This window comes from Ignavibacteriota bacterium (genome assembly GCA_019637995.1).
In the GTDB taxonomy this organism is placed as follows: Bacteria; Bacteroidota; Ignavibacteria; order Kapaibacteriales; family UBA2268; genus JANJTB01.
In genome coordinates this window covers 615,436-638,193 of the sequence record JAHBUQ010000002.1, presented here as the reverse complement: position 1 = coordinate 638,193, position 22,758 = coordinate 615,436, and the positions used below count along the sequence as shown (strand labels likewise).

Sequence of the window (22,758 nt, the reverse complement as noted above, 5' to 3'; positions counted from 1 at the left end):
ATTAATGGCGGATTATGACATTATTATCGCAGGGGCAGGTGCTGTCGGGCTTGCAATTGCTGCAAAATTATCAGTCAAGAAAAGAAATATTCTGATATTAGAAAAAAACTCTTCTTTTGGAAATGAAATCAGCTCACGCAATAGCGAAGTAATTCATTCAGGAATATATTATGAGCAAAACTCTCTAAAAGCAAATTTATGCGTCAGCGGGAGAGAATTGTTGTATAGTTGGTGCAAAAATCATAATGTTCCTCACAAAATTACAGGTAAATACATTATTGCAGTCAATGATGATGAATTGTCCGGACTTGAGAGGCTAAAAAATAATGGCATTCAAAATGGCGTCGAAGGGCTTGAAATCGTTTCCGGCGATAGGGTTACTTATAATAATCCGGGTATAGAATGTGTTTCGGCTTTATATTCTCCGGGTTCAGGCATCTTGGATTCCCATAAATTAATGGAAAGTTTTATTTTTTCTATGAAAAATTGCGATATTGTTTATAATCATGAAGCAATTAAAGTAGAATTTAGTAATAGCACCTTGAATTGCACAGTCAGAACAAATAATGGTGAAGAATTTCAGGTCAGTACTAAGTATTTCATCAATTCCTGCGGGCTTGGTGCAGACCTGTTGGCAGAAGCAAGCGGTATTGATATTGACGAACATAACTACAGGATAAATTATGTGAAAGGGCACTATTTCAGAATTGCTCCGACTCTTTCACATATTGCAAAGAATCTCATATATCCACTTCCGCCAGCCAATTTTACCGGATTGGGAGTTCATGTAACAATTGATTTAGCGGGTGGATTGAAATTAGGTCCTGATGTAAATTATTTAAATGAAAGGGTTGCAGATTATTCAGTTCCTGAAGAATACACTGAAATTTTTTTCCGTTCAGCAAAAAGATTTATTCCTGAGCTGAAGTTCGAAGACCTGACACCTGACCAATCGGGAATACGTCCAAAACTGCAAAAACCCGGTCAACAGCCTCGAGATTTTATAATAAATGAAGAAACTGATAAAGGTCTTCCGGGCATGATTAATTTGATTGGAATCGAATCTCCCGGACTTACTTCTTGCATTGCTATTGCTGAATATATTGATAGAATTGTTTCATATTAATTCCAATTAATTCAATAGATAAGTTATATCTCGTTTTGTAATAGAAAAACGAAACCCAAAAAAAATAATCAACATAAAACCACCGGATAGGCTGTGCTGCTGCTTCGTAGTCTTCGTTTCATTCAGATGGACAATGTCAGTTGTTTTACCGAAAGAATTGAAGCTGCTCTAATATTGAGGTCGTCATAATTAGAAAATTTTCATATCGAATATTTTTCAATCATACTTTTAATTTTGCCCGGTGTGGTGTTGCTGATAACATCATAAGATTTGATTTGGTTCAGCCATGTATATTGCCTTTTGGCATATCTTCTTGTATTTTGTTTAGTAAGTTCGATGGCTCTTTCAAGCGGAATTTCACCATAAATCATACTGATACATTCCTTGTATCCTACTGTATTCAGGCTATTTAGCATTGGAGGATAACCCATCTCAAGAATTTGAGCAACTTCTCGAATGAGCCCTTTTTCGAACATCATTTCAGAGCGTTTATTTATTCTGTTGTAGAGGTCTTCTCTGTTTGGCTTCAAAACATAATACTGAGGATTATACCCCGAGCCTGTTTCCATACCAAATGTATCGGAAAATTTATTCCCTGTAAGCCTGAAATACTCAAGTGCTCTAATTACTCGCCGAGGATTTTTATCAGAATATTTATTGGCAGCGATTGGGTCGTCAGCTGATAAAATTCCGTAAAGATAATCTTTTCCGAATTTTTCAAATTCGAGATTTAATTCTTCGCGTATTTTTAGTCTTGCTTCACTTTCATCATCTTCAATATCCGACAACCCCTCAAAAAGTGCTTTAATATAAAAACCTGTACCGCCGACCAAAACCGGTATTTTTCCACGATTCTTAATATCATTAATGATGCTGATTGAAACTTCTGCAAATCGTCCGGCACTAAATTCCTCATCAGGATTAAGAATATCTATTAAATGGTGTTTAACACCTGCAAGCTCTACAGCACTTGGCTTGGCTGTGCCAATATCCATATATCTATAAACCTGCCTTGAGTCTGCTGAGATAACTTCGATATCGGTATATTCAGCAATTTTAAGTGCAAAATCTGTCTTGCCTGAAGCTGTAGGTCCTGTGATAACAATTACGTTATTATTCATACATATTTAATTATTCTTAGCTGTCAAATCAGTTGTTAAAGTCATGAAATCTTCTTCAGTGAGATAATAATGCTTATTGCAATACTTGCAAACAAGCTCATTCTGACCGGTTTTCTGCATATCTATTATTTCTTGCTTGCCTAGTGTCATCAATTTGCTGATGAAATTGTCCTTTGAGCACCTGCAAAAGAAATCAACAGCCGAACTGCTCAGTACTTCAAACTCAAATGGCAAAACTTCTTTCAAAACTTGCAGTGGATTCAAATCCTTCTCGAAATAATCTGTTAGTGGATCGAGCTGAGATAAATGCGTAAATAGTTTAATAAGTTCAATTTCGCTGAAGCCCGGCATTGCTTGAACAAGCAACCCACCTGATTGAATAATCATACCATTGCTGTCGGGCTTGGAGTCAAGTATTACAGCAGAGGGTATTTGTTCCGATTGAGAATAAAAATAAGCCAAATCAGTTGATATATCGCCCTTCTGGATTGGGACTATTCCCTGCACCGGTTCAGAACGATTGTAAAGAACACGGGTAACCCTAAGCAAACCTTCACCTAATAACTTATCCATTCCGGTGAAATTTATACTACGACCGGCATCCTTAAATTCGACAAATCCCCTAACCTCTCCCAACTGAATTGCTTCAGCAAAAACTTTGCTTATATCGCCGTCGCCATTTGCTTCAATTGATACTCTTTCTTCGCCATTTAGTAAAGCAGCGGCAAGAGAAGCACCAGACAAAGCTCTTGCAAGCATTGTTGCTGAAATTGAATCGAGTTTATGATTTTCCTGTGCAGTTTTCGCTGATGTAGAATTTTTTACACAAACAGCTCTGAAAAATCCGTCATTTGAGAGTACTCTGACAGTTCTGTCTCGCAATTGAATATTTCTTTTTAATTCTTCTTTATTCATATTTATAATAATTTAAATTAATTCCCCATAAGCGTATTCACCGGCAGCTGAATTAATTTTTACTTTGTAAAAATCTTTATTTATTTCGCGTGGAGCTTCGAACTTAACTCTCACATAATTTTCAGACCATGATTTCCACATATTTTCAACAGGTAAATAAGTTTCAGGAATCACAGTTAGAATTTTTCCGACCTGCTCAAGATAAAACTTTCTCTGCTTTTCGATAGAAAGTTCACGTAGTTTCCGTGTTCTCTCCTTTCGGATATTGACAGGTACTTTGCCTTCAAAACTTGCAGCAGGTGTATTATCTCTCTCAGAATATGTAAATACATGAAGATATGAAACCGGAAGCTCATTCAGTAAATCATAAGTCTGCATAAAATGCTCATCTGTTTCGCCCGGAAAACCTACAATTACATCTACACCAATTCCGCAATTTGGAATTTGTACTTTGATTTTGTATATCAGATTTCTGTAATATTCAGCTTTGTAGCGACGTTTCATTTTTCTGAGAATTTCAGGTGAACCACTTTGCAGAGGTATATGAAAATGAGGACAGAATATATTCGAACCCGCTACTGTACTAAGAATATCATCATTCAGCAAATTTGGTTCGATTGATGAAATTCTGACACGAAGGTCAATATCCATTTTATCAATCAAAGAAACCACATCCTTGAATTTCTCACCACCCGGAGCCTGATAATCGCCAAGATTAATTCCTGATATTACTACTTCCTTATATCCTGATTCTACAATCTTATAAATATGTTGAGGAATACGTTCGATTTCCATACTACGGCTGTTTCCTCTTGCATAAGGAATCGTACAAAAGGTGCAAAAATAATTGCAACCGTCCTGCATCTTGAAAAATGCTCTTGTGCGGAGTTCATTATCTGTAGTAACAGCACCGTCAAAAGGCAAATCGTCAATACAGGAAACATTTACCTGAGTTTTTTCACCGCCTAATATATCATTAATCAGAGTTGGAATTCTGAACTTCTCTCTTTGACCAAATACTGCATCCACCCCTTCGATTGATGCTACTTCTTCAGGTTTCAACTGAGCATAGCAACCCATCACACCTAAAAATGCTTTGGGTGACTCCCTCTTCAGGCGTCTGATAAGTTTGCGCGCTTCGACATCGGCATTATTTGTTACAGAGCAAGTATTAATCAAAACAATATCAGCTAAGCTTCCATTTGCACCAACCTGATAGCCCATCTGTTCAAATTTATCTTTAATCTGGGCTGTTTCGGCAAAATTCACCTTGCAACCCAATGTATGTAATGCTACTTTTTTCATAATTGTAAATTCAAAATAATTCGAACATTTATAGACGTTATATTTTTTCTTTAATTGAAAATTAATGTTAATTGCAAATCACCAACAAATTATTATTTGATGAATAGATTTAAGTATAATTTATTTAACAAAGCGAAGAACATGTGAATTGAATTTTGATAAGTTAATTGACTGTTGAATTGATTTATTGTTCATGAATTTATAAAAATATTTCCCAATGTTTGCATTGACATTTTCGTCATTTTATTTTTTTGAACTCAATTCTAAAAATATAAAATAGTAACATACTGAGACAAAAACATGAAATTATATATACCGATCTTATTTTTATTGATTTTATCTTCAGCTTATTCACGAAAGGACTTCACCGGAAAAGTTTTTGAGCAGGGAACGGAGCAGTCTTTACCGGGTGCAAGTGTAAGAATTGAAAATACTCAATACGGTGCTAATGTAAATTCAAAAGGCATATTTACAATTAAGAACCTTCCTCAAAATTTTAAGAATGGTACATTAATTATATCAATGATCGGTTATGAATCAATCAAAAAAAGGGTTGATTTTGATTCTGATAATGCCGCTGTCTATTATCTCAAAGTTCAACCGCTCCAAACAGGCGAAGTAATTGTATCGGCAAATAAAAAAGTTCAGGCAATTCAAGATGTACCGATTTCTGTATCGGTAATTGATAAAAGAGTACTTATAGATAGAGGCATTAACCGCCTTGATGACGCTCTTGAATATGTTCCCGGAATAGAAGTAAATCAGGATGATGTCAGCATTCGCGGCTCTGCGGGATTCTCTTTTGGAGTCGGTTCAAGAGTTACTCTGTTAATTGATGGCTTTCCAATGATGGCTGGTGATAACGGAGATATTAAATTTGACGCTTTGCCAATTTTTAATATTGACAGAATTGAAGTTGTCAAGGGTGCCGGCTCTGCTCTATGGGGTACAGGTGCAATTGGCGGTGTTATTAATTTGATGATTGAAGAGCCAAATGAGAAGGCAAATATCAAGTATCGCGCATTTTCAGGGCTGTATACTCAGCCGAGATACGAGCAATGGAGATTCACAGACGGAGCGAACCTCAGTAGCGGTTTAAATTTGTCATATTCCCAAAAATTTAATAAATTATCGCTTGTTACATCAGGCAGTTTATACGGCGATCAAGGATACCGCGATTTTGACGATAATTTCCGCTGGAACCTTTTCTCGAAAGTTGGCTATGAATTTTCTGCCGATACTAAGCTAAAAGTCATACTGAACGGGGCACTTGAAGACAGGGCAGACTGGGTTTACTGGAATTCTCTCGATTCTGCTACAAGACCTCCAACTTCTGCTAATCGTGATATAAGAATTGATTCCTACAAATATTCTGCATTTTCCGAGCTTTCTCATTCATTTAATCAGAATCATTTTGGTTTAGTCAAATTAGGAATTAATCAAACTCAGTATAATAATTCATATCCTCTTGATAATCCCGAATACCGCCAATCAGATGCAACTGCCTATTTTGCAGAACTTCAGGGGGTAAGTAATTTCGGTATTTTAGGTAGAGGCATAAACCTGACTTACGGAGCATCACAAGTTTATACCGATGTGAAATCGTTTACTTATGGTGACCGCTATCAGCATATTGTTTCAGGATATGCTCAGGCAGAATATTCACTTCCTGATGTTTTTACTTTGACATTTGGGGGTAGACTTGACAAAGAGCTAACCGAAGGAATCGAAAGCGATTTAGAGTTTTCTCCAAAGGTTGGAATCAACGTTCCTGTGGCTCAAGGTCTTAATCTCAGGGCTTCAGCCGGTCGCGGATTTCGTGTTGCTGCTGTTGCCGAAAGATATTCAGCAATATTGCTTCAGGGATTTGAAGTATTGCCAAATCCGGACTTGAAACCCGAAACCAGCTGGTCTTACGAAGCAGGTGGCTCTTGGCAGACATTGCTTGGAAACACACCGTTTGAAATTGATTTTGTAGTATTTAATAATGATCTCGAAAATTTGATTGAGCCGACTTTTGTTACTGACGGAGCTGCAAATATTCAGTTCAGAAATGTTGTCAAAGCTAGAATTCAAGGGGTCGAAACCGGATTGCGCACATTACTTTTTGGAGCTGTTGGACTTGAAACATCACTAACTCTGATGAACCCGCGTGATTTATCAACAGACAGGATACTGAATTACAGATCTGAAGTATTATGGTATTCCAGAGTATTGCTTCCACTTAAATATTTTGAATTCCAGATAGACTACCGCTATAAATCAAGAGTTCAAAATATTGATGCTCAGCTCGGATTAATTGTTCGCGACACAGAAGCAAGGGTTGATATGAATGTAGTTGATGTCAGACTCATTTTTGATATGAAAAAACTTGCGGACCTGCCTTTCAGATTTACTCTGAATGCAAACAATTTGTTTGATTATTATTATACAGAAATGGTTGGAAATCTTGCTCGTACAAGATATCTCAGTTTGCAGTTCGATGGAGAGTTATAATCATTGATTAGGTTTATAATTATAACTATTATCAATACAATATTTTTAACTCTAAATTGACTTAAATGATTATTTATTTTTCTTCCGGAGCCAACACAATGCTTAGAAATATTTTAGCGGCAGTCTTCATTTTCGTAATATCACTTCCACTGATAGCGGAAGATAATATTCCAAATAAAAGTAATCATCCTGTAATTGGATTTATCAACAAAGAAAAATTCAGAGTAAATGTCAGAGAAATTGTCGACAGATATATGCACCCTGAAAAGTACGAAAATGAAAAGCAATTTACAGAAACAAGTCCGAATTTTCAGGCATCGGAATCCGAGCTGCTTATCTCAGGGAAAAACCTACCCGAGTCAGAAGTTCATGCGGCAATAAGCCCTATCAATCCTGACATTATGGTAGTATCGCCAATACTTCAAAATGTCTCAAACCCCTCGATGACTGTCACTTGTCCTGTATATTTCAGCAAAGATGGCGGGAAAAACTGGTCACAGAGTTCATTTATATCAAAACCAAAAATTGATAATGTTTTACTTGTAGGCGGAGGTGACCCTGTATTTGTATTTGATGCCGAAGGAGTGCTTTATTTTTCATGGATAAATCTGTATTTAACAACAAAAGGCGGCAATCCTGATTCAATTCATGTGGCTTTATTCTGGGCAAGATCTTACGACGGAGGAGAAACATTTGAATTCGAGAATGACTATTATTTTGGTAATAGAATATTCAGTAATGTTTATACTCAACAAGTAGATATACCCGGAATGCTTGACAAGCAATGGATGGCGGCTGATTATTCAAATTCACAATATCGCAACAGTGTTTATACCTCAGCGTTGTCGCTCGTAAATAGCGGTTTCTTTCCTGAAATAAATATGAACGTTTACAGAAAAGGTCCTGATGATGATGTATTTGACAGAATACCGGCTGTAATCAATACCGGTCAGTTGTTTATTGTCCAATATGGCAGTATTGATGTTGATAGTAAAGGTACCGTTCATTTGACTTTCTACGGTTCAAATCTTGTAACACAGTCATTATATTACACTTCTTCTAATGATGGTGGCAAAACTTTTTCAAATCCTGTTTTAATCAGCAATCTTGTCGGCTCCATGAGACAAACGCAGAATGTTACTAATGTACCCGGTATTTCTACGGAAAGAATGTACCCATCTCCATATATGGTTGTTGACAAAAGTGGTGGAGTTAATGACGGCAACATCTATATTACTTGGTCAGCTACAGGAATAAATGCACCTCTTGCCAAGGGGATGGATGTCTATTTTTCTAGTTCAACCGACGGCGGAAAAACATGGGCATCTCCAGGACTGGTCAATAATGACAATCTAAACGGCATTCATAATTTTTATCCTTCAATAGGTATAAATTCAAAAGGTGTGATAGCTGTCAGTTGGTACGATAACCGCGAGCATATTGCTTCGTCAAACCAATCACTTACAGATTATTATATTGGATTTTCTCACGATGGCGGCAAGTCTTTCTCAAATATCAAGATAAGCAGTACTCCATCAAATTTCAGAACAATTGGCAATATCAATGATGGTTTTGGAATTGGAGAATATAATGCAATAATGATGACAGATGATTACGCTTATCCTGTTTGGGGAGATGGCAGAACTAATAACGGAAATGTCAATATATATATGGCAAAAGTTTCGCTTGACCCTACAGTTTCAGTAAAAGTAAGCGAGATAACTCCTATTAGTGAGGCTGTGAAAATTGATAATTTGTCACCAAATCCTGCTAACGATTTCCTGAATTTGGAATTTTCATCATTACGCTCTGATGATTTGATTATTGAAATTTATGATAATTCAGGTAAATCATTTCTAAAGTTTTATAAACATTCTTCATTAGGTAAATGCTTTGAGAAAGTCAATATTTCAAACTTACCTTCAGGAGTTTATATGTTGAGAGTTTCAGGTAAAGACAGCTACTCAGTTAAACAGTTCAATATTGTCAGGTAATTTTATATGAAATTATTATCAGGTTATGTTGTTATAGTATTGTTGACTTGTTTTGCATTTTCATGCAACTCGACAAAAGTCGCTAACACAGATACTATTTCAGGAAAATATTGGAAATTAGTGGTATTAAACGGCAAAGATATTGAAGATTATACCACTCCCGGTAAGGAGCCGCATATTATTTTCGATGGCAATGAAAATAGAGCTTACGGAAATGCCGGCTGTAATAATTTTTCCGGTGGATATGAAATAAGTGAAGACAGCAGAATTCATTTTAATGCAATGGCATCTACGAAAATGATGTGCGAAGAAATGGAAATTGAGCAATTTTTTTTAAATGTTTTTTCAAACGCAGAAAAATATATTTTAACAGGAGACACTCTGGAACTTCATAATTCCAAAATGGAGACTCTCGCTATTTTTGTGGCAATGAAACTAAATAAACTTCAGTAATGATAGAAAAATTATTAAATAATCTTAGTAATATTAAAATTGTATTGATATATGTACTCCTCGGATTTGGAGGATTATGGAATTATCTCGGATATTTTCAGAATGTTATGCAGACTCTTGCGGGACCTCTGATAATAATTATATCTCTTATTCTGCTTTATGAAATGCAGAATAAGAAATTCTCAGCAGCTGAAAACTTAATGGAAAAATCTGAATCAAAATATAAAAAGAACCTTATTTTCTTTTTTATATTTGTTGTAATTGCAAGCTGGATACTTGAATTTGTTGGTGTTAAAACCGGCTATCCTTTTGGCACTTATGAATATGGCAAAGTTCTGAAACCACAAATTTCAAGCGTCCCTGCAGCTATTGGATTTGCATGGTTCAGCACGCTTATAGTTTCCGTTGGAATCATGCAAAAATTCACAAAAATTAATTTGAGACTTTTTTCACCTTTAAAAAAAGCATTAATAGCCGGCTTTCTAATGACAGTATTCGATTATGTACTCGAAATGGCTGCAATCAAACTTGGCTACTGGACCTGGCAGATTGGCATTGTTCCGACCGTTAATTATTTGGCGTGGTTTGTTTTTGGAAGTATGTTTGCATATATTGGCTACAAATTTGAAGTATTGGATATTAGGCTACCTAAATCTGCTCATCATTTTTTCTTTGCCCAAATTATATTTTTTATAATTTCAATTTTATAAAAAAAAGAAACCTAAATTAACAAAAAATAATCTTTTTATTAACAAAATTTCCTTATTTTTGTTAATTATGTTATTTGTATTAAAAATATATTAGGTGGATTTATGTACAGACAATTTGCACTAATTTCAATGTTATTGATTTGTTCTTTCAGCATTACCCTTTTTTCCAACACACCGGAAATTGGGAAGACTGCCAACGGTATAGAATATGTTAAAGGCGAATTAATAATCAAACTTGCAAGCCATGTTGATATTAATAATGTTGATGCTGTAAATCGCTCATCGAGTCCCGGAAGCTTTTTCGGTATTCCATCTCTCGACCGCACTTTACAGCAAAATGGTGGATATGCAACTCAAAAATCCTTTAGAAATGCCGAACAAGTTACATTTAAACGTGCTGCCGGTAATAATAAATTAATTGAGCAAGCACGTAGCTTGGAGCGATATTACAAGGTAATGATTGACCAGTCAATTCCAATTGAAAAAATTATCGCCGGTTTAAAACGCGACCCGAATGTTGAATTGGTCGAATATTCATACGTTTACGAGCCATACGATGTTCCTAATGACGCACTTTACAATACTTTGCAACATCTTCCCCAAATCAAAGCTGAAGAAGCGTGGCAGATTCACAAAGGAGAAAACGGACCGGAAGTAATTATAGGTATTCACGACACAGGTTGCCAGTGGGACCACCCTGATTTATTTGCAAATCTTCATATTAACTACGATGAATGGACTAACCAAAATGAACCGCTTTTCGTTCAGCAAGGCAGCAGACTTGTAATTAATCCTCTTGCAGTAAATGGCGAGGATAGTGACGGAAACGGCTATATTGATGATGTTATCGGATACAATTTTTATCCTTATGACACAACTCCACGTAACGACCCATACGGCTCGACTTCAAATACTCATGGAACACATGTTGCAGGTATAGCTGCGGGGGTCACCAACAATGATGTAGGTATTGCTGCAATCAGCTATAATGTTAAATTTATTGCTACACGTCATAGTGCACTTAGCGGTGCTCAATACTTATATGCTGTTGACCAGGGGTTATGGTATATGGCTGCAGCAGGAGTGGATGTTGTCAATATGAGCTGGGGCGGTGGTGGATTTTCATTTATGATGGCTGAACTGTTCCATTATCTCGATGACATTGGTGTAACTCTTATTTCATCAGCCGGAAACAGCAACCGCGACGAAATTCTATATCCAAATTCATATCCAAAAGTTATGAGTATTGCTTCAGTAGCATCAAGTGATGCAAGAGCATACTATTCAACTTACGGCATTCAGGTTGATGTTTCATCCCCGGGCGGAGATGCTTATGTAGATGGTGGTATTAACAGTACATACCCACTAAATACTTATAGGAAACTTCAGGGTACATCAATGGCAGGACCGCTTGTAGCAGGACTTGCAGGTCTTATTAAATCTTACAAACCAAACTGGACTCCGCTTCAGATTCGCAAGCAGATTGCTGGAACTGCCGATGATATTTATCCCGTGAATCCATCTTTGACAGGGAAACTTGGCGCCGGAAGGATTAACGCCTATCGCTCTCTAACGGAAACGAATGTAACTGTTTCGACTGAGCCAAGACTTGCACTTTTAGATGTTGATTATTACAACCAAGATGGCTCGCAATCAATAAATCCCGGCGATATTGTTTATATTGATGCGCTTATGCGTAATTTCAATATGTTTCATGATGCCGGTGCTCTTGTTTTCAAACCTGTTTCAAGCAATCCGTTGATAACTCCTTATGGTCAAAATATTGTGCATTATGTCAAAGCAGACGATATGACCACAGTCGAAGGTATTGCTTTAAAAGTATCAGATAATGCTAAACCGGCAATTGTTGAAATTGATATTTTAGTTGAAAAATTAGACGGTACATTCCTGATGCAGTTCCCTGCACAATTTAATATATCAGGTGGTGTGCTTGTATTCGAACATATTATGCAAAGCCAGTATCAATCAGGTACATTCATAAAAGATGAACTTGAGAGTAAAGGATTTGATGTAGTCTATACAAATAAAATGCCTGGAAGTTTTTATGGATTTGATGCTGTTTTTATGTCGTTTGGTAATTATTCACAGTCTCCGATTTATCAACTCTCTAACTCTGATTTTGATAAAATAGGTTCCTATTTACAGTCCGGCGGGAAGTTATATTATGACGGCTCATCTTTGTTTGCCGGCCAGGTTGTTCCAAATATTTCAAATTTTGACTTACAGATACTTTTCGGTATCAGTGCCGCAAATTATGGCAATCCAACCAATCCTGCTTTCGGTTCTGTTGCCGGACAAGCAAACTCTGCTGCAGAAGGTATGCTCTTCACAGGCACAAATCAGCCGGGAACATATTTAACTGAACGATATACACCATCGGCTAACTATGGCGGCAAAGCAATGCTTAATGAAGCAAACTACGGTACTGTCGGTATTCAGACGGCAGGCTTAATGGGACAGAGAGTAGTGCTTATGTCATTTGCTCTCGGTCAGCTTCAGGATGGCGACTGTCCTTCAACCCGCTCGACACTACTTGATAATATTATTGATTTTATGGGCTTACTAAGACCTATTCAAATTAATTTGCCATCTCACTTATCAATTTGCAAGAATGGCGAAGTTGAAATTCATCCGGGACTAACTTACGATTGTAAAACTGATTCATATTTGAATAAATCAGTAACAGGTGGCTCAGGTAATTATAATTTCAGCTGGACTAACAGTCAATATTTGGAAAATTCAAATACTGCCAATCCAACTGTTGCTAACTTGCCGAATAATACTACTTTCAAATTAACTGTAACTGACCAGTATTTTGACCACTCCGCTGAGACGATAACTAATGTAAGCGTTGTTCAACCTCCGAATGTCGGTATTATTACTTTAGTAAGAATCAAAGCAGGTACTTATGTGAATATTAATAATTATATTACAAATTATTCAAGTGATAATACTTATTACTGGTATGTCGGAAACAGCTCTGAACCACTTGATACTGAAGAAGCAGAAAACTGGAAAGTTCCAACCGGAATGACATATCTCTATGTTGTTGCAGCTAACAGCCACGGATGTGTTTCGGAACATACACGTCGTGTTACTGTTGTTGGTTCATTCAGAAAAGACAATATTGACATCACAGAAAGCATAAATGGTTTTGCTTCAATGATTTCATATCCTTCAGTAGTCAATGATTATATGAATATCAGTGCTGAATTTGCTTCCGAAACACAATACTCTGTAGTAGTTACCGATTTGCTTGGCAATACTGTTTATATCGGTGAAAATGGTTATTCAAACAATTATGAAAGCGTAATTGACCTTACGAATCTGACTTCCGGGGCTTATATGCTGATAATCAAAACTGATTCTGACAGACTTGTCAAGAAATTTATTAAAATGTAATTATACTATCATTTTTATTTAATTAAATTAAATAAGGGCTGACCGGCATTTCGGACAGCCCTTAAAATTAATAAAGAGAAGAGTGAGATTCTTAAACTATGAAAATAATATCAAAATGTCAATAAAAAAGTTATAAATATTTTTTAATAAAATAATATATTAATATAAACTTTTTAACTATTTTAAATTGGTAATACTAATGATAATTGAAGAATCTAACAAATTACTAACGATTAAGGAAGCAAGTAATTGGGCAACCGATTACTTAGGAAAATATGTTACTACCTCGAATATATCGTATTTAATACAATATGGAAAAATCAGAAAAATAGGTGATAACGGTTCAACTGTTATTGATTTGAAAGAGTTAATTGAATATTACGAAAATCTTCACGGTAATAAGGAAGATAACTGGAGACGCCAATTAGGTGAAGACCTCAACTGGACTTTATCATTTGATGGATATAAAGAGGCAGAAACAACAAAACATGTTCACAGACTGCATCCATACAAGGGTAAATTTATACCACAGTTAGTTGAATATTTCTTAGATAGTCATACTGATAAATTTAAAAAGGAAGTCTATTTTAAGCCAAATGATATAGTATTAGACCCTTTCAACGGAAGTGGAACAACAATGGTACAGGCAAATGAACTTGGAATTCACGCAATTGGTGTAGATGTCTCTGCATTTAATGCTTTGATTTCAAATTGCAAAGTAAAACGGTATGATATTTTAAATCTTCAAACCGAAATTAACAAAATAACCAATAATCTAAAAGAATTTTTAAAACTTAGCAATACTACACAATTTGAAGAAACACTTTTATCTGAATTAGCTAAATTCAATAATAAATATTTTCCTATACCTGAATATAAATATAATGTTCAGAGAAAAATTATTGATGGTGATAAATTTGGAAAAGAAAAAGAAATTGAATTTTTACCAATTTATATGAATTTAGTTAAGCAGTTCGGAATTGAATTATTGCAATCCAGTTCATCATCATTTTTAGAAAAATGGTTCAGCCGACATGTCAGGAATGAAATTGATTTTGTGTTCTCACAAATTAAAGAGATTCAAAATTTAAGAACAAAAAGTTTAATGAGTGTAATATTAAGTCGTACAATTAGGTCATGCAGAGCAACAACTCATGCAGATTTGGCTACTTTAAAAGAACCAGTTGTTACTACTTATTATTGTGCCAAGCATGGTAAAGTTTGCAAACCACTTTTTTCAATACTGAAATGGTGGGAGAGTTACAGTAAAGATACAATCAATAGACTTAACCAGTTTCAAAAGATAAGAACAAATACTTATCAATATTGCATAACTGGAGACAGTAGAAATGTTAATATTTTTGAAATACTTGAAACTAAAAAGCCTGATTTTGCTAAAGTATTAAAAAATCAAAAAATTAAAGGTATTTTCTCAAGTCCCCCTTATGTTGGATTGATAGATTATCACGAACAGCATGCTTATGCTTATGATTTATTTGGATTTGAACGAAATGATAATCTTGAAATCGGTCCTTTGTTCAAAGGTCAGGGAAGAGAAGCAAAAGAATCTTATATAAATGGTATTTCAGATGTATTGTTGAACAGCAGAAAATATATGATTGATGATTTTGATGTTTTTCTTGTTGCAAATGACAAATATAATATGTACCCTACAATCGCAGAAAAAGCAGGTATGCAGATAGTAAATCAGTTTAAAAGACCAGTACTAAACCGCACCGAAAAAGATAAAGGTGCTTATTCAGAAATAATTTTTCACTTAAAAAGGAAGTAAAAAATGGATAGAATTAATAAAAAAATCGAAGATTTTATTGAAAAATATTTTTCTGACGTAGATTTTGAATTCCAAAATACGAACAAAAGAAAACCAGATTCAGAAAATTTTTCAGATGAAGAAATTTTAGAACAGGATAAGTTGATTAATTCTATCTATTCAAATATATTTTGGGTTATCAATGACAAAGAAATTTTTCAAAAGTCAGTAAATTACATAATTGATGTTTTAAATAATGACTATCCTATTCTTACTGCAAATCTTACGAAAGATAAAGAAAAAATTCTATACAAAACAGTAGATAGTATTCAACAAGGCGAAAAGGTCTTTGGTAATTTTGATGAAAAATTCCAAAAAACAATTAAAGAAATTATTCAAAGCTAAAAAAGAAATAAATGCCCCTTACTAATACACAAACAGAAAATATTGAAACTGTTCTTAAAAACAGTTTAAGACGCAGGTTTCAGACATATAATCCAGAACCTGCGGTAATGCCTTTTCATACCAGATTATTAGGAAAAGACAGATTAGCTCTGTATGCTTTTATTCATTCATTGAATACAAATTTTGGTACTACTATATTTGAACCGGTTGCATTGGTTTTGGCTTCAACAAGTTTCGCCGAAGCTTCATCACAACAAATTGCTGGCGTAAAGATTTCTACTGAAGCACATCATGTGATTCAAAATATAATGGATGGTCTCTCAATCGCGGTTAGAACTCCAAATAAAGCTGACGAAATTGAAGCAATAAGAGAAGTTTGTCAAAGTGGTGAAATGCGAACAGTTAAACCGACTAGAGTTGATTTAAAATTGATTAATCATGAAAATACAATTTATCTGATTGATATTAAAACCGCTAAACCTAATGCTGGGGGTTTTAAAGAATTCAAAAGAACATTGTTGGAATGGGCAGCTTCTACACTTGCAATTAATCCTGAAGCTAAAGTTGAAACTTTAATTGCGATTCCCTATAACCCTTATGAGCCACAACCATATAACCGATGGACAATGAGAGGAATGTTGGATTTGGATAAAGAATTGAAAGTCGGTGCTGAATTCTGGGATTTCCTCGGTGGTGAAGGTGCATATACAGATTTACTCGACATATTCGAAAGAATAGGCTTGGAGTTACGAGATGAAATTGATGATTATTTTTCAAGATTTATAAGATAACCATATATATATTGACAATTTGATCACTTTACGATACTTACAGAGCGAGTTTAAAAAACTCGCTCTGTAATGAAGTAATGGCTTAATCAATTCTTAAAACGGCACTTCATCATCATCTGATACTTCAGAATCGTAATCAGGCGAAGGTGGGTCGTAAGATTTAGTTGGAGCAGGAGATGAACTTGTTACATTTGCTGAGCCACCATAACCTCCACTATAACCACCACTACTGCTGCCTCCTGAGTAAGAGCTGCCACCTTCAACTTTCTCCATACTGACAACTTCTCTTCCAAGAACTTCGGTAGTATATCTTGTTACGCCATCTTTTTCGTAGCTTCTATGTCTCAGCGAGCCTTCAATATAAGCTTTGCTTCCTTTTTTAAGCCGTTGAGCCCAATATTCGGCAAGTCTTTCCCAAAGAACTACATTGTGCCATTCAGTGGCATCTTTCCATTCGTTTGATGCTTTATCAAGGTATCTTTCAGAAGTTGCAATACTAAATGTACATACAGATTTGCCCTGAGGTGTTGAACGCAATTCGGGGTCTTTACCCAGATTGCCGACTAAAATTACCTTATTTACACTAATCGCCATAATATCTCCAAAATTTGCATTCAAAAAAAAGTAAAATAATGAAATATTTTGATTTTTCAATCAAAAATATATAATTTGGAATCCAATTCCATCATAATTATCAAAATCTTTATAAAACATTCCGTGCATACTGCTACCGTGATATTTATAATATCCGATAAATATACCAAAATCTTTAAAAAATTTGAAATTGAGACCCAACTGACCTGCGATATTTGTTCTGGAGACTTCACCATTTCGTATGTCAAGACCACCTACCAGTGCAATATTTTTAGATAATAGTTTGGTAAAGTCAGCACCTATGTAATACGTAATATTGTTAACATCATCAGGGGTAGTTGAAAAAATATACATAAAACCTGAATAAATTCTGTAATCAATGAATCCTGATTTTTTATTCAAAGCGATTGACAAATCTGTAAATTCCCGGCTGTAAACAAATGGCTCACTAAAAAATATCCCATCCTTTGAATAACCGTCAACTAAATGCGAAGAAATATGTGCAAGGCGAAATCTGGAAGTAAAATTCTGATTAAATGCTTTAAACACAGCAGCAGAATTAATTCCGAAGAAATAGTCAGAGGTTTCGACGGGAAATTTAAAATTTTCTTCTGAGCGTAATCTGGTGAATGTAAAGAAATCAGTACCCATGCTCATCTTAAAATCTGAGTTGATTTCAAAACGGTATAAATCGAATGAAGCGCCGATATCAAGTCGCAGATTTTCATCAGTAGTATTTATTATACTTCCAATTCTCGGTTCGAATACTGATGCGGTAAACGGTTTGAACATCAATACACCGTCATTTGCATTAGCAATTACGGCGAATGATATAAATAAAATTAAATACTTCATAATTTCGGAATAATGTTGGTGATTACCGGTGAATTCCTCTGACAGAATTTTCTATAAAATCTATGCAATACTTTACATCATCACAGATTTGCTTACGCTCATTAAATTTAGCTATTCCGTCGCGGTTATTAAATCCCGAGAAAAGTATTGTATCATAGAATTGTTCAATTTCCTGAATTGTTTCTTTGGAAAAACCACGTCGCCTCAAACCTACTTTATTAACACCCTCAACCTGCGCTGGTTTTCTGTCAACCAAAGTAAACGGAGGCACATCTTTAACAACCTTGCAGTCAGCACCAACCATAGAATGTTTACCAACTGTGCAGAATTGATGTATCTTGGCTGCACCACCTAAAACTACCCAATCTTCTATATTTACGTGTCCTGCAAGTTGAGTAATATTTGAAATAATGACATTATTACCTATATGGCAGTCATGAGCTACGTGGCAGTAAGCCATAATCAGGCAGTTAGAGCCAATTACAGTTTCGCCGGTCTCATTGGTTCCACGATTAATAGTAGCAAACTCACGAACTACTGTGTTATCGCCAATTCGAACATAAGTAGGCTCACCATCGAATTTCAGATCCTGAGGCTCTGTACTTAAAATAGCGCCGGCATATATTTTGCAGTTATTGCCAATTCTGGCACCATCAGCGATTATAACACTTGAGCGAATCTCGCAGTTATCGCCAATTTCAACATCATCTTCAATAATTGTAAAAGCACCAATCTTTACATTTGCTCCGATTTTAGCTTTCTCGGATACAATAGCGGTGCTATGAATTAAACCTAGCATATTATCTTTCCACAATTGCGGCTTGAAATTCGGATTCAGTAACTAAAGAACCATCAACATAAGCCTTGCTGTCAAATAAATAAGTATTGAATCTTTTTGAAACCAGCTTAACTTCCATGATAAGTTGGTCACCCGGAAATACCGGTTTGCGAAACTTCGCATTTTTAATTCCCATAAAGAATGCAAGTTTGCCATAAACTTCAGGGAATCTTTTGAAAAGCAGTAAGCCACCTGTCTGAGCAAGAGCTTCAAGAATCAGAACGCCGGGCATAACTGGTTTGCCGGGAAAATGACCGTTAAAATATGGCTCATTGATAGAAACATTTTTATAGGCAATGAGTATTTCATTTTCTTCATCGAATGAAGTAACTCTGTCAATTAACAAAAATGGGTATCTGTGAGGCATTATATCAAGTATCTGATGAATATCCATCAGGGTAGTTTGGTTTTTGGAAGGCAATACTCTTTGAATTTTTTTCTTCTCAAGATATAATTTTCTTATTTTTTTACCAAATTCAATATTACTTGCATGTCCCGGTCTGGCAGCTAAAATCTGTGCTTTAATCGGAACACCGACAAGAGCCAAATCACCAATCATATCCAGCAGTTTGTGCCTTGCAGGTTCATTTTTAAACCTGAGTTCTTCGCCGTTCAGTATGCCGTTATTACCTCTTATTGGCGGTTTATTAAGTTTGAAGACTTCCTTAAGTTCTAAGAGCTGCTCATCAGAAATTTGTGCATCATTTATAACAATTGCACTATCAAGGCTACCACCCTTAATAAGTCCTTGCTTATGAAGCTCCATAACCTCAGTCAAAAAGCAAAATGTTCTTGCCGGAGCAAATTCTGTAACAAATTCTTTCTCAAGGTCAAACATTCCTGTATGTTGACTTCCTAAGGCAGGATTGAAATAGTCAATCATCACTGTAATTCTGTACTCAGGATTTGGGAGTGCTACAATATCAACATGCTTATCTTCATTTGTATATCGAAGAGTTTCATCTACAATGAAATACTCTCTTTCAGCATCCTGATCATGTACGCCCGCTGAAATCAAAGCATTTACATAGGGCATTGAGCTTCCATCAACTACCGGAGGCTCATTTGCGGATAACTCAATTCTGCAATTGTCAATTTTAAGCCCGACCAGTGCAGCTAATACATGCTCTACAGTATGAACGTGAATATCACCTATACCGAGTGTTGTTCCTCTTGAGAGGTCAACAACATTTTCTATTAACGCTGGTACTTCAAAATTAGGTTCAATGTCTGTTCTGATAAAAACATAACCATAATTAGCCGGAGCCGGATTGAATGTTATAGTTGAAGGGTTGCCCGTATGTAAACCTGTACCCGAAAATGATACGGCTCGTGCAATTGTGCGTTGTTTTTCCATATATCTAATTTAAATTTATATTCGATATTTCAGATGATACTTCTACAAAATACAAAAATACGAAAATCTATGTTAAAAAGTTGCATTTTTTTCTAATTATATTAATTTCAAACACCTTAAATTGCAATTATGTATAAAAATTAATTATTATTATATTTTAAATTTATATTATAAATAACGACTTTTGCGTCTCTAAATTTTTAGTATTAATTCATTTATTTATGATAATTTCAGAAGATACAAAAGCAGTAGTTGATTATTTAAATCAATATACAAATGGAAATTTAAGAAAGAAAAATGATTTCGAATCAATATTGGAAATATGTGCCAATTATGATAATGCTGACACTTTAAACAGATTGGTTTTCTCAGGAAAAAGTCTGTGGAATATATATTCTAAGATGAGAAAAGTAAATCCAAACGCTGAGGGTATCGAGCTTCTTCAAAAGGAAACCGAGCGACTGTGCAATGAAATGTCAGAATTCCTGAGAGAAATTTCAGAATTTGCTGATTTTGAATTAAAATCAAGATTTGAAGATGTTTATTTAGCTCTGACACGCGGAGCTGTAAAGAATTTAATTGATTTAGCGCACGATCTTGCAAAATTTAAGGATTTGCAGACGGAATTAAGGCAAAGAAACAGTCATTAAGTCAATTATATTTGAAATGCTGATGTTTATTATTTAGTAGTCGAAAATTAAGAAAATTATAAAATACATAATTTCTATTTATTAACTCTTATCACAATACTAAGTATTGTATTTCAGTAAATCATTATATGCAAAAGGCTGAATTAACTTCAGCCCTTTGAAAAATTTTGTAAACAAATAAATTACTTCGCAGATATAGGATTGCTCAATACCGGTGGTTTTCTGAAATCTTCATCGGGAGTTTTGATTTCCATATCTTCGAAAAGAAGGTCAGGTGTTACAATACTAGCTCCGACATACTGGTCACCGCCCGTCATAAAAGGCGAAATTACCGAAGGAGATAGATAATTATAAACAAACTGTCTGTTGCTTGCCATTATTATATCCTTAAAAGTCTGTGGTGAAATTCCTGCAACTTCAGCTCCGCGAATAAGTTCTTCACTTCCATCGGGATAAACTTTATATGCGTTAAGCAGATTCATCGCTCCGTCACCTCTGGCAAATCCAAGCCCACCCATTGATAATTTGAATAGTGTAGTGAAAATCATATTCTGGTTGGAAGTCTTTCTTACTATAACACCAAAAGGCAATTCTCTGTCTTTGCAAAGCATCATCATACGGTTTTTTAAGTCTTTTAATTCGGCAGTATTTGTTTTGTCAGTCGTTACTATCATATTGCTAAGCATAGCACCGCCTCCTCTTCTGTGACCATTAGATGATTTAACACGTCTTGTGGGTACTCTTTCAGAAAGTAAATTTCTGAGGTAACCATTTTCAACAAGTTTAACATCCTGTGGTTTTATACCTGATTCATCAAGGTCATATGTACCGATTAATTTAGTAGAAGCATGTTTTTCAATATTTGGTTTGGCTTCAACGGACATAAATTCGGGTAGAACTCTTCCGCCAATTTTTGTTTGAAATGCCTGAAATCTGTTAGGCTGCTGAATGCCACCTTCGCTGAGCTGAGAGCGTTGAGCCACAAGATTAGGCATAAATACCTGTGCCCAGACTTCTGCAGCGGCAGCACCTTCAAATATTACAGGTCCGGAATACGGCTCTTCAAGAAATGGTGCATCCAAAATTTTTGAGAATGTGGCTGCCATTATTTCTGTACCACGTTTGAGCGAGTCGGCATTAGGCAAGTCCTGCGGCGCAAGCGAAAAAGCAGTGTAATAATCTGAAAGCGGCATACCGTCATTTGCCTGAGCGAAAGCTGCTACTTCAAGTCCTGTTTGATACTCGGTTTTGATATATTCCATTCCTTCGCTATTGACATAATATACAGTTTCGGGAATAAACTCAAATCCTACCTGAGAGCGGTGAATTGACGGATATTTTAGGAAAACACCGGATAATTCCTTAGCAACATTTTCAAAATATTTAAAGTCAAAATTTGGATATTCCTTCTTTTGATAATTTTTTTGTGGCGTTACCTGAATAAAATCGGGTGTTGTATCTCGTCTCATTCTGCCTTTGAGAGTAGATTCCTTCTTTGTGTAAATTTCTGACGCTTGTTTGTATGCGGCATCAGTCGCAAGCCAAAGTTCTCTCCGGAGCGTGTTGTAATCCTGCTCATATTGAACTCTTCGGTTTTTGAACGACTCTTCATCATCCGAACTGCCAAAGAAACTCAATCCAACATCAAAGAAGTTGGTATTATCGAAATTATAATCACCAATTCGCAGATCAACTGTAAGTTGTGCAAATTTTGTATTATCAGATTCCAGGACTTTCCCAAGCGAAGCAACGACTTTGCCGGCTTCACGAAGGCGCAATTTATACTCAATAAAGTAAGGCTTCTTGAGCGATTCGAGTTGGAGGCTTTTCATTGAGCGTTTAATTTCATCCCGCATTGCCATCAGAATATCTTCATCGTTCGCTGAAAAAAGTGATTTTAATGAAGTAAGAAATATTAGAAATATTATAATTAAAAATTTATTCTTTTGCATTT

Annotated in this window: 18 protein-coding genes; 10 read left to right on the top strand and 8 right to left on the bottom strand. The window is 35.4% G+C overall.

Going from position 1 to position 22,758, the window contains the following annotated elements; genetic code table 11:
* The first annotated feature begins 4 nt into the window (after nt 1–4).
* Complete coding sequence (locus tag KF896_08615; protein ID MBX3043765.1) at nt 5–1,126, top strand: NAD(P)/FAD-dependent oxidoreductase; 1,122 nt, start codon at nt 5–7, stop codon at nt 1,124–1,126.
* 200 nt (nt 1,127–1,326) lie between these two features.
* On the opposite strand, the gene miaA is transcribed toward KF896_08615, so the two are convergent.
* From miaA to mtaB, 3 genes are read right to left on the bottom strand one after another with little or no spacing between them, the layout of a single operon-like run.
* Nucleotides 1,327–2,247, bottom strand: a complete 921-nt coding sequence (miaA, locus tag KF896_08610; GenBank protein ID MBX3043764.1) for a tRNA (adenosine(37)-N6)-dimethylallyltransferase MiaA — start codon at nt 2,245–2,247, stop codon at nt 1,327–1,329.
* A 6-nt stretch (nt 2,248–2,253) separates the two neighbouring features.
* A complete protein-coding gene (locus KF896_08605) occupies nt 2,254–3,162 on the bottom strand; it encodes an Hsp33 family molecular chaperone HslO (GenBank protein ID MBX3043763.1) in 909 nt (302 codons plus the stop codon).
* Nucleotides 3,163–3,174: 12 nt separating this feature from the next.
* On the bottom strand, nt 3,175–4,467 hold the full coding sequence (gene mtaB, locus KF896_08600) for a tRNA (N(6)-L-threonylcarbamoyladenosine(37)-C(2))-methylthiotransferase MtaB (protein MBX3043762.1): 1,293 nt from the start codon (nt 4,465–4,467) through the stop codon (nt 3,175–3,177).
* A 300-nt stretch (nt 4,468–4,767) separates the two neighbouring features.
* Between mtaB and KF896_08595 the strand changes: the two genes are divergently transcribed.
* From KF896_08595 to KF896_08560, 8 genes are all read left to right on the top strand, one after another.
* The gene (locus KF896_08595) at nt 4,768–6,963 is read left to right on the top strand and encodes a TonB-dependent receptor (protein ID MBX3043761.1); all 2,196 of its coding nucleotides are present in this window, start codon (nt 4,768–4,770) and stop codon (nt 6,961–6,963) included.
* Nucleotides 6,964–7,061: 98 nt separating this feature from the next.
* The gene (locus KF896_08590; protein ID MBX3043760.1) at nt 7,062–8,957 is read left to right on the top strand and encodes a T9SS type A sorting domain-containing protein; all 1,896 of its coding nucleotides are present in this window, start codon (nt 7,062–7,064) and stop codon (nt 8,955–8,957) included.
* 6 nt (nt 8,958–8,963) lie between these two features.
* A complete protein-coding gene (locus KF896_08585) occupies nt 8,964–9,410 on the top strand; it encodes an META domain-containing protein (protein ID MBX3043759.1) in 447 nt (148 codons plus the stop codon).
* Complete coding sequence (locus KF896_08580) at nt 9,410–10,120, top strand: carotenoid biosynthesis protein (GenBank protein ID MBX3043758.1); 711 nt, start codon at nt 9,410–9,412, stop codon at nt 10,118–10,120. Before KF896_08585 ends, KF896_08580 begins: the two co-directional genes overlap by 1 nt.
* 102 nt (nt 10,121–10,222) lie before the next feature.
* On the top strand, nt 10,223–13,543 hold the full coding sequence (locus tag KF896_08575) for a S8 family serine peptidase (protein ID MBX3043757.1): 3,321 nt from the start codon (nt 10,223–10,225) through the stop codon (nt 13,541–13,543).
* Between the two features lie 205 nt (nt 13,544–13,748).
* Complete coding sequence (locus KF896_08570) at nt 13,749–15,335, top strand: site-specific DNA-methyltransferase (protein ID MBX3043756.1); 1,587 nt, start codon at nt 13,749–13,751, stop codon at nt 15,333–15,335.
* A gap of 3 nt (nt 15,336–15,338) precedes the next feature.
* Nucleotides 15,339–15,719 carry a hypothetical protein gene (locus tag KF896_08565; GenBank protein ID MBX3043755.1) on the top strand — a complete coding sequence of 127 codons (381 nt, stop codon included), beginning with the start codon at nt 15,339–15,341 and terminating at the stop codon, nt 15,717–15,719.
* Between the two features lie 11 nt (nt 15,720–15,730).
* Nucleotides 15,731–16,510: a TdeIII family type II restriction endonuclease gene (locus KF896_08560; protein MBX3043754.1), complete on the top strand. Its 780-nt coding sequence runs from the start codon at nt 15,731–15,733 to the stop codon at nt 16,508–16,510.
* A 93-nt stretch (nt 16,511–16,603) separates the two neighbouring features.
* Here the strand turns inward: KF896_08560 and ssb are convergent, their stop codons facing one another.
* The 4 genes from ssb to KF896_08540 are packed head-to-tail and all read right to left on the bottom strand — an operon-like array spanning nt 16,604 to nt 20,154.
* Nucleotides 16,604–17,104 carry a single-stranded DNA-binding protein gene (gene ssb, locus KF896_08555; protein MBX3043753.1) on the bottom strand — a complete coding sequence of 167 codons (501 nt, stop codon included), beginning with the start codon at nt 17,102–17,104 and terminating at the stop codon, nt 16,604–16,606.
* 60 nt (nt 17,105–17,164) lie between these two features.
* A complete protein-coding gene (locus KF896_08550; protein ID MBX3043752.1) occupies nt 17,165–17,959 on the bottom strand; it encodes a DUF1207 domain-containing protein in 795 nt (264 codons plus the stop codon).
* A gap of 22 nt (nt 17,960–17,981) precedes the next feature.
* The gene (gene lpxA, locus KF896_08545) at nt 17,982–18,758 is read right to left on the bottom strand and encodes an acyl-ACP--UDP-N-acetylglucosamine O-acyltransferase (protein ID MBX3043751.1); all 777 of its coding nucleotides are present in this window, start codon (nt 18,756–18,758) and stop codon (nt 17,982–17,984) included.
* Between the two features lies 1 nt (nt 18,759).
* Nucleotides 18,760–20,154: a bifunctional UDP-3-O-[3-hydroxymyristoyl] N-acetylglucosamine deacetylase/3-hydroxyacyl-ACP dehydratase gene (locus KF896_08540; GenBank protein ID MBX3043750.1), complete on the bottom strand. Its 1,395-nt coding sequence runs from the start codon at nt 20,152–20,154 to the stop codon at nt 18,760–18,762.
* A 221-nt stretch (nt 20,155–20,375) separates the two neighbouring features.
* Between KF896_08540 and KF896_08535 the strand changes: the two genes are divergently transcribed.
* Complete coding sequence (locus tag KF896_08535) at nt 20,376–20,804, top strand: hypothetical protein (protein ID MBX3043749.1); 429 nt, start codon at nt 20,376–20,378, stop codon at nt 20,802–20,804.
* A gap of 182 nt (nt 20,805–20,986) precedes the next feature.
* Here the strand turns inward: KF896_08535 and KF896_08530 are convergent, their stop codons facing one another.
* A complete protein-coding gene (locus KF896_08530; protein ID MBX3043748.1) occupies nt 20,987–22,756 on the bottom strand; it encodes a hypothetical protein in 1,770 nt (589 codons plus the stop codon).
* Between the last annotated feature and the right edge of the window lie 2 nt (nt 22,757–22,758).

Coding starts and splice junctions, on each gene's coding strand:
- KF896_08615 (MBX3043765.1), top strand. CDS start 5: ATGGCGGATTATGACATTATTATCGCAGGGGCAGGTGCTGTCGGGCTT.
- miaA (MBX3043764.1), bottom strand. CDS start 2,247: ATGAATAATAACGTAATTGTTATCACAGGACCTACAGCTTCAGGCAAG.
- KF896_08605 (MBX3043763.1), bottom strand. CDS start 3,162: ATGAATAAAGAAGAATTAAAAAGAAATATTCAATTGCGAGACAGAACT.
- mtaB (MBX3043762.1), bottom strand. CDS start 4,467: ATGAAAAAAGTAGCATTACATACATTGGGTTGCAAGGTGAATTTTGCC.
- KF896_08595 (MBX3043761.1), top strand. CDS start 4,768: ATGAAATTATATATACCGATCTTATTTTTATTGATTTTATCTTCAGCT.
- KF896_08590 (MBX3043760.1), top strand. CDS start 7,062: ATGCTTAGAAATATTTTAGCGGCAGTCTTCATTTTCGTAATATCACTT.
- KF896_08585 (MBX3043759.1), top strand. CDS start 8,964: ATGAAATTATTATCAGGTTATGTTGTTATAGTATTGTTGACTTGTTTT.
- KF896_08580 (MBX3043758.1), top strand. CDS start 9,410: ATGATAGAAAAATTATTAAATAATCTTAGTAATATTAAAATTGTATTG.
- KF896_08575 (MBX3043757.1), top strand. CDS start 10,223: ATGTACAGACAATTTGCACTAATTTCAATGTTATTGATTTGTTCTTTC.
- KF896_08565 (MBX3043755.1), top strand. CDS start 15,339: ATGGATAGAATTAATAAAAAAATCGAAGATTTTATTGAAAAATATTTT.
- KF896_08560 (MBX3043754.1), top strand. CDS start 15,731: ATGCCCCTTACTAATACACAAACAGAAAATATTGAAACTGTTCTTAAA.
- ssb (MBX3043753.1), bottom strand. CDS start 17,104: ATGGCGATTAGTGTAAATAAGGTAATTTTAGTCGGCAATCTGGGTAAA.
- KF896_08550 (MBX3043752.1), bottom strand. CDS start 17,959: ATGAAGTATTTAATTTTATTTATATCATTCGCCGTAATTGCTAATGCA.
- lpxA (MBX3043751.1), bottom strand. CDS start 18,758: ATGCTAGGTTTAATTCATAGCACCGCTATTGTATCCGAGAAAGCTAAA.
- KF896_08540 (MBX3043750.1), bottom strand. CDS start 20,154: ATGGAAAAACAACGCACAATTGCACGAGCCGTATCATTTTCGGGTACA.
- KF896_08535 (MBX3043749.1), top strand. CDS start 20,376: ATGATAATTTCAGAAGATACAAAAGCAGTAGTTGATTATTTAAATCAA.
- KF896_08530 (MBX3043748.1), bottom strand. CDS start 22,756: ATGCAAAAGAATAAATTTTTAATTATAATATTTCTAATATTTCTTACT.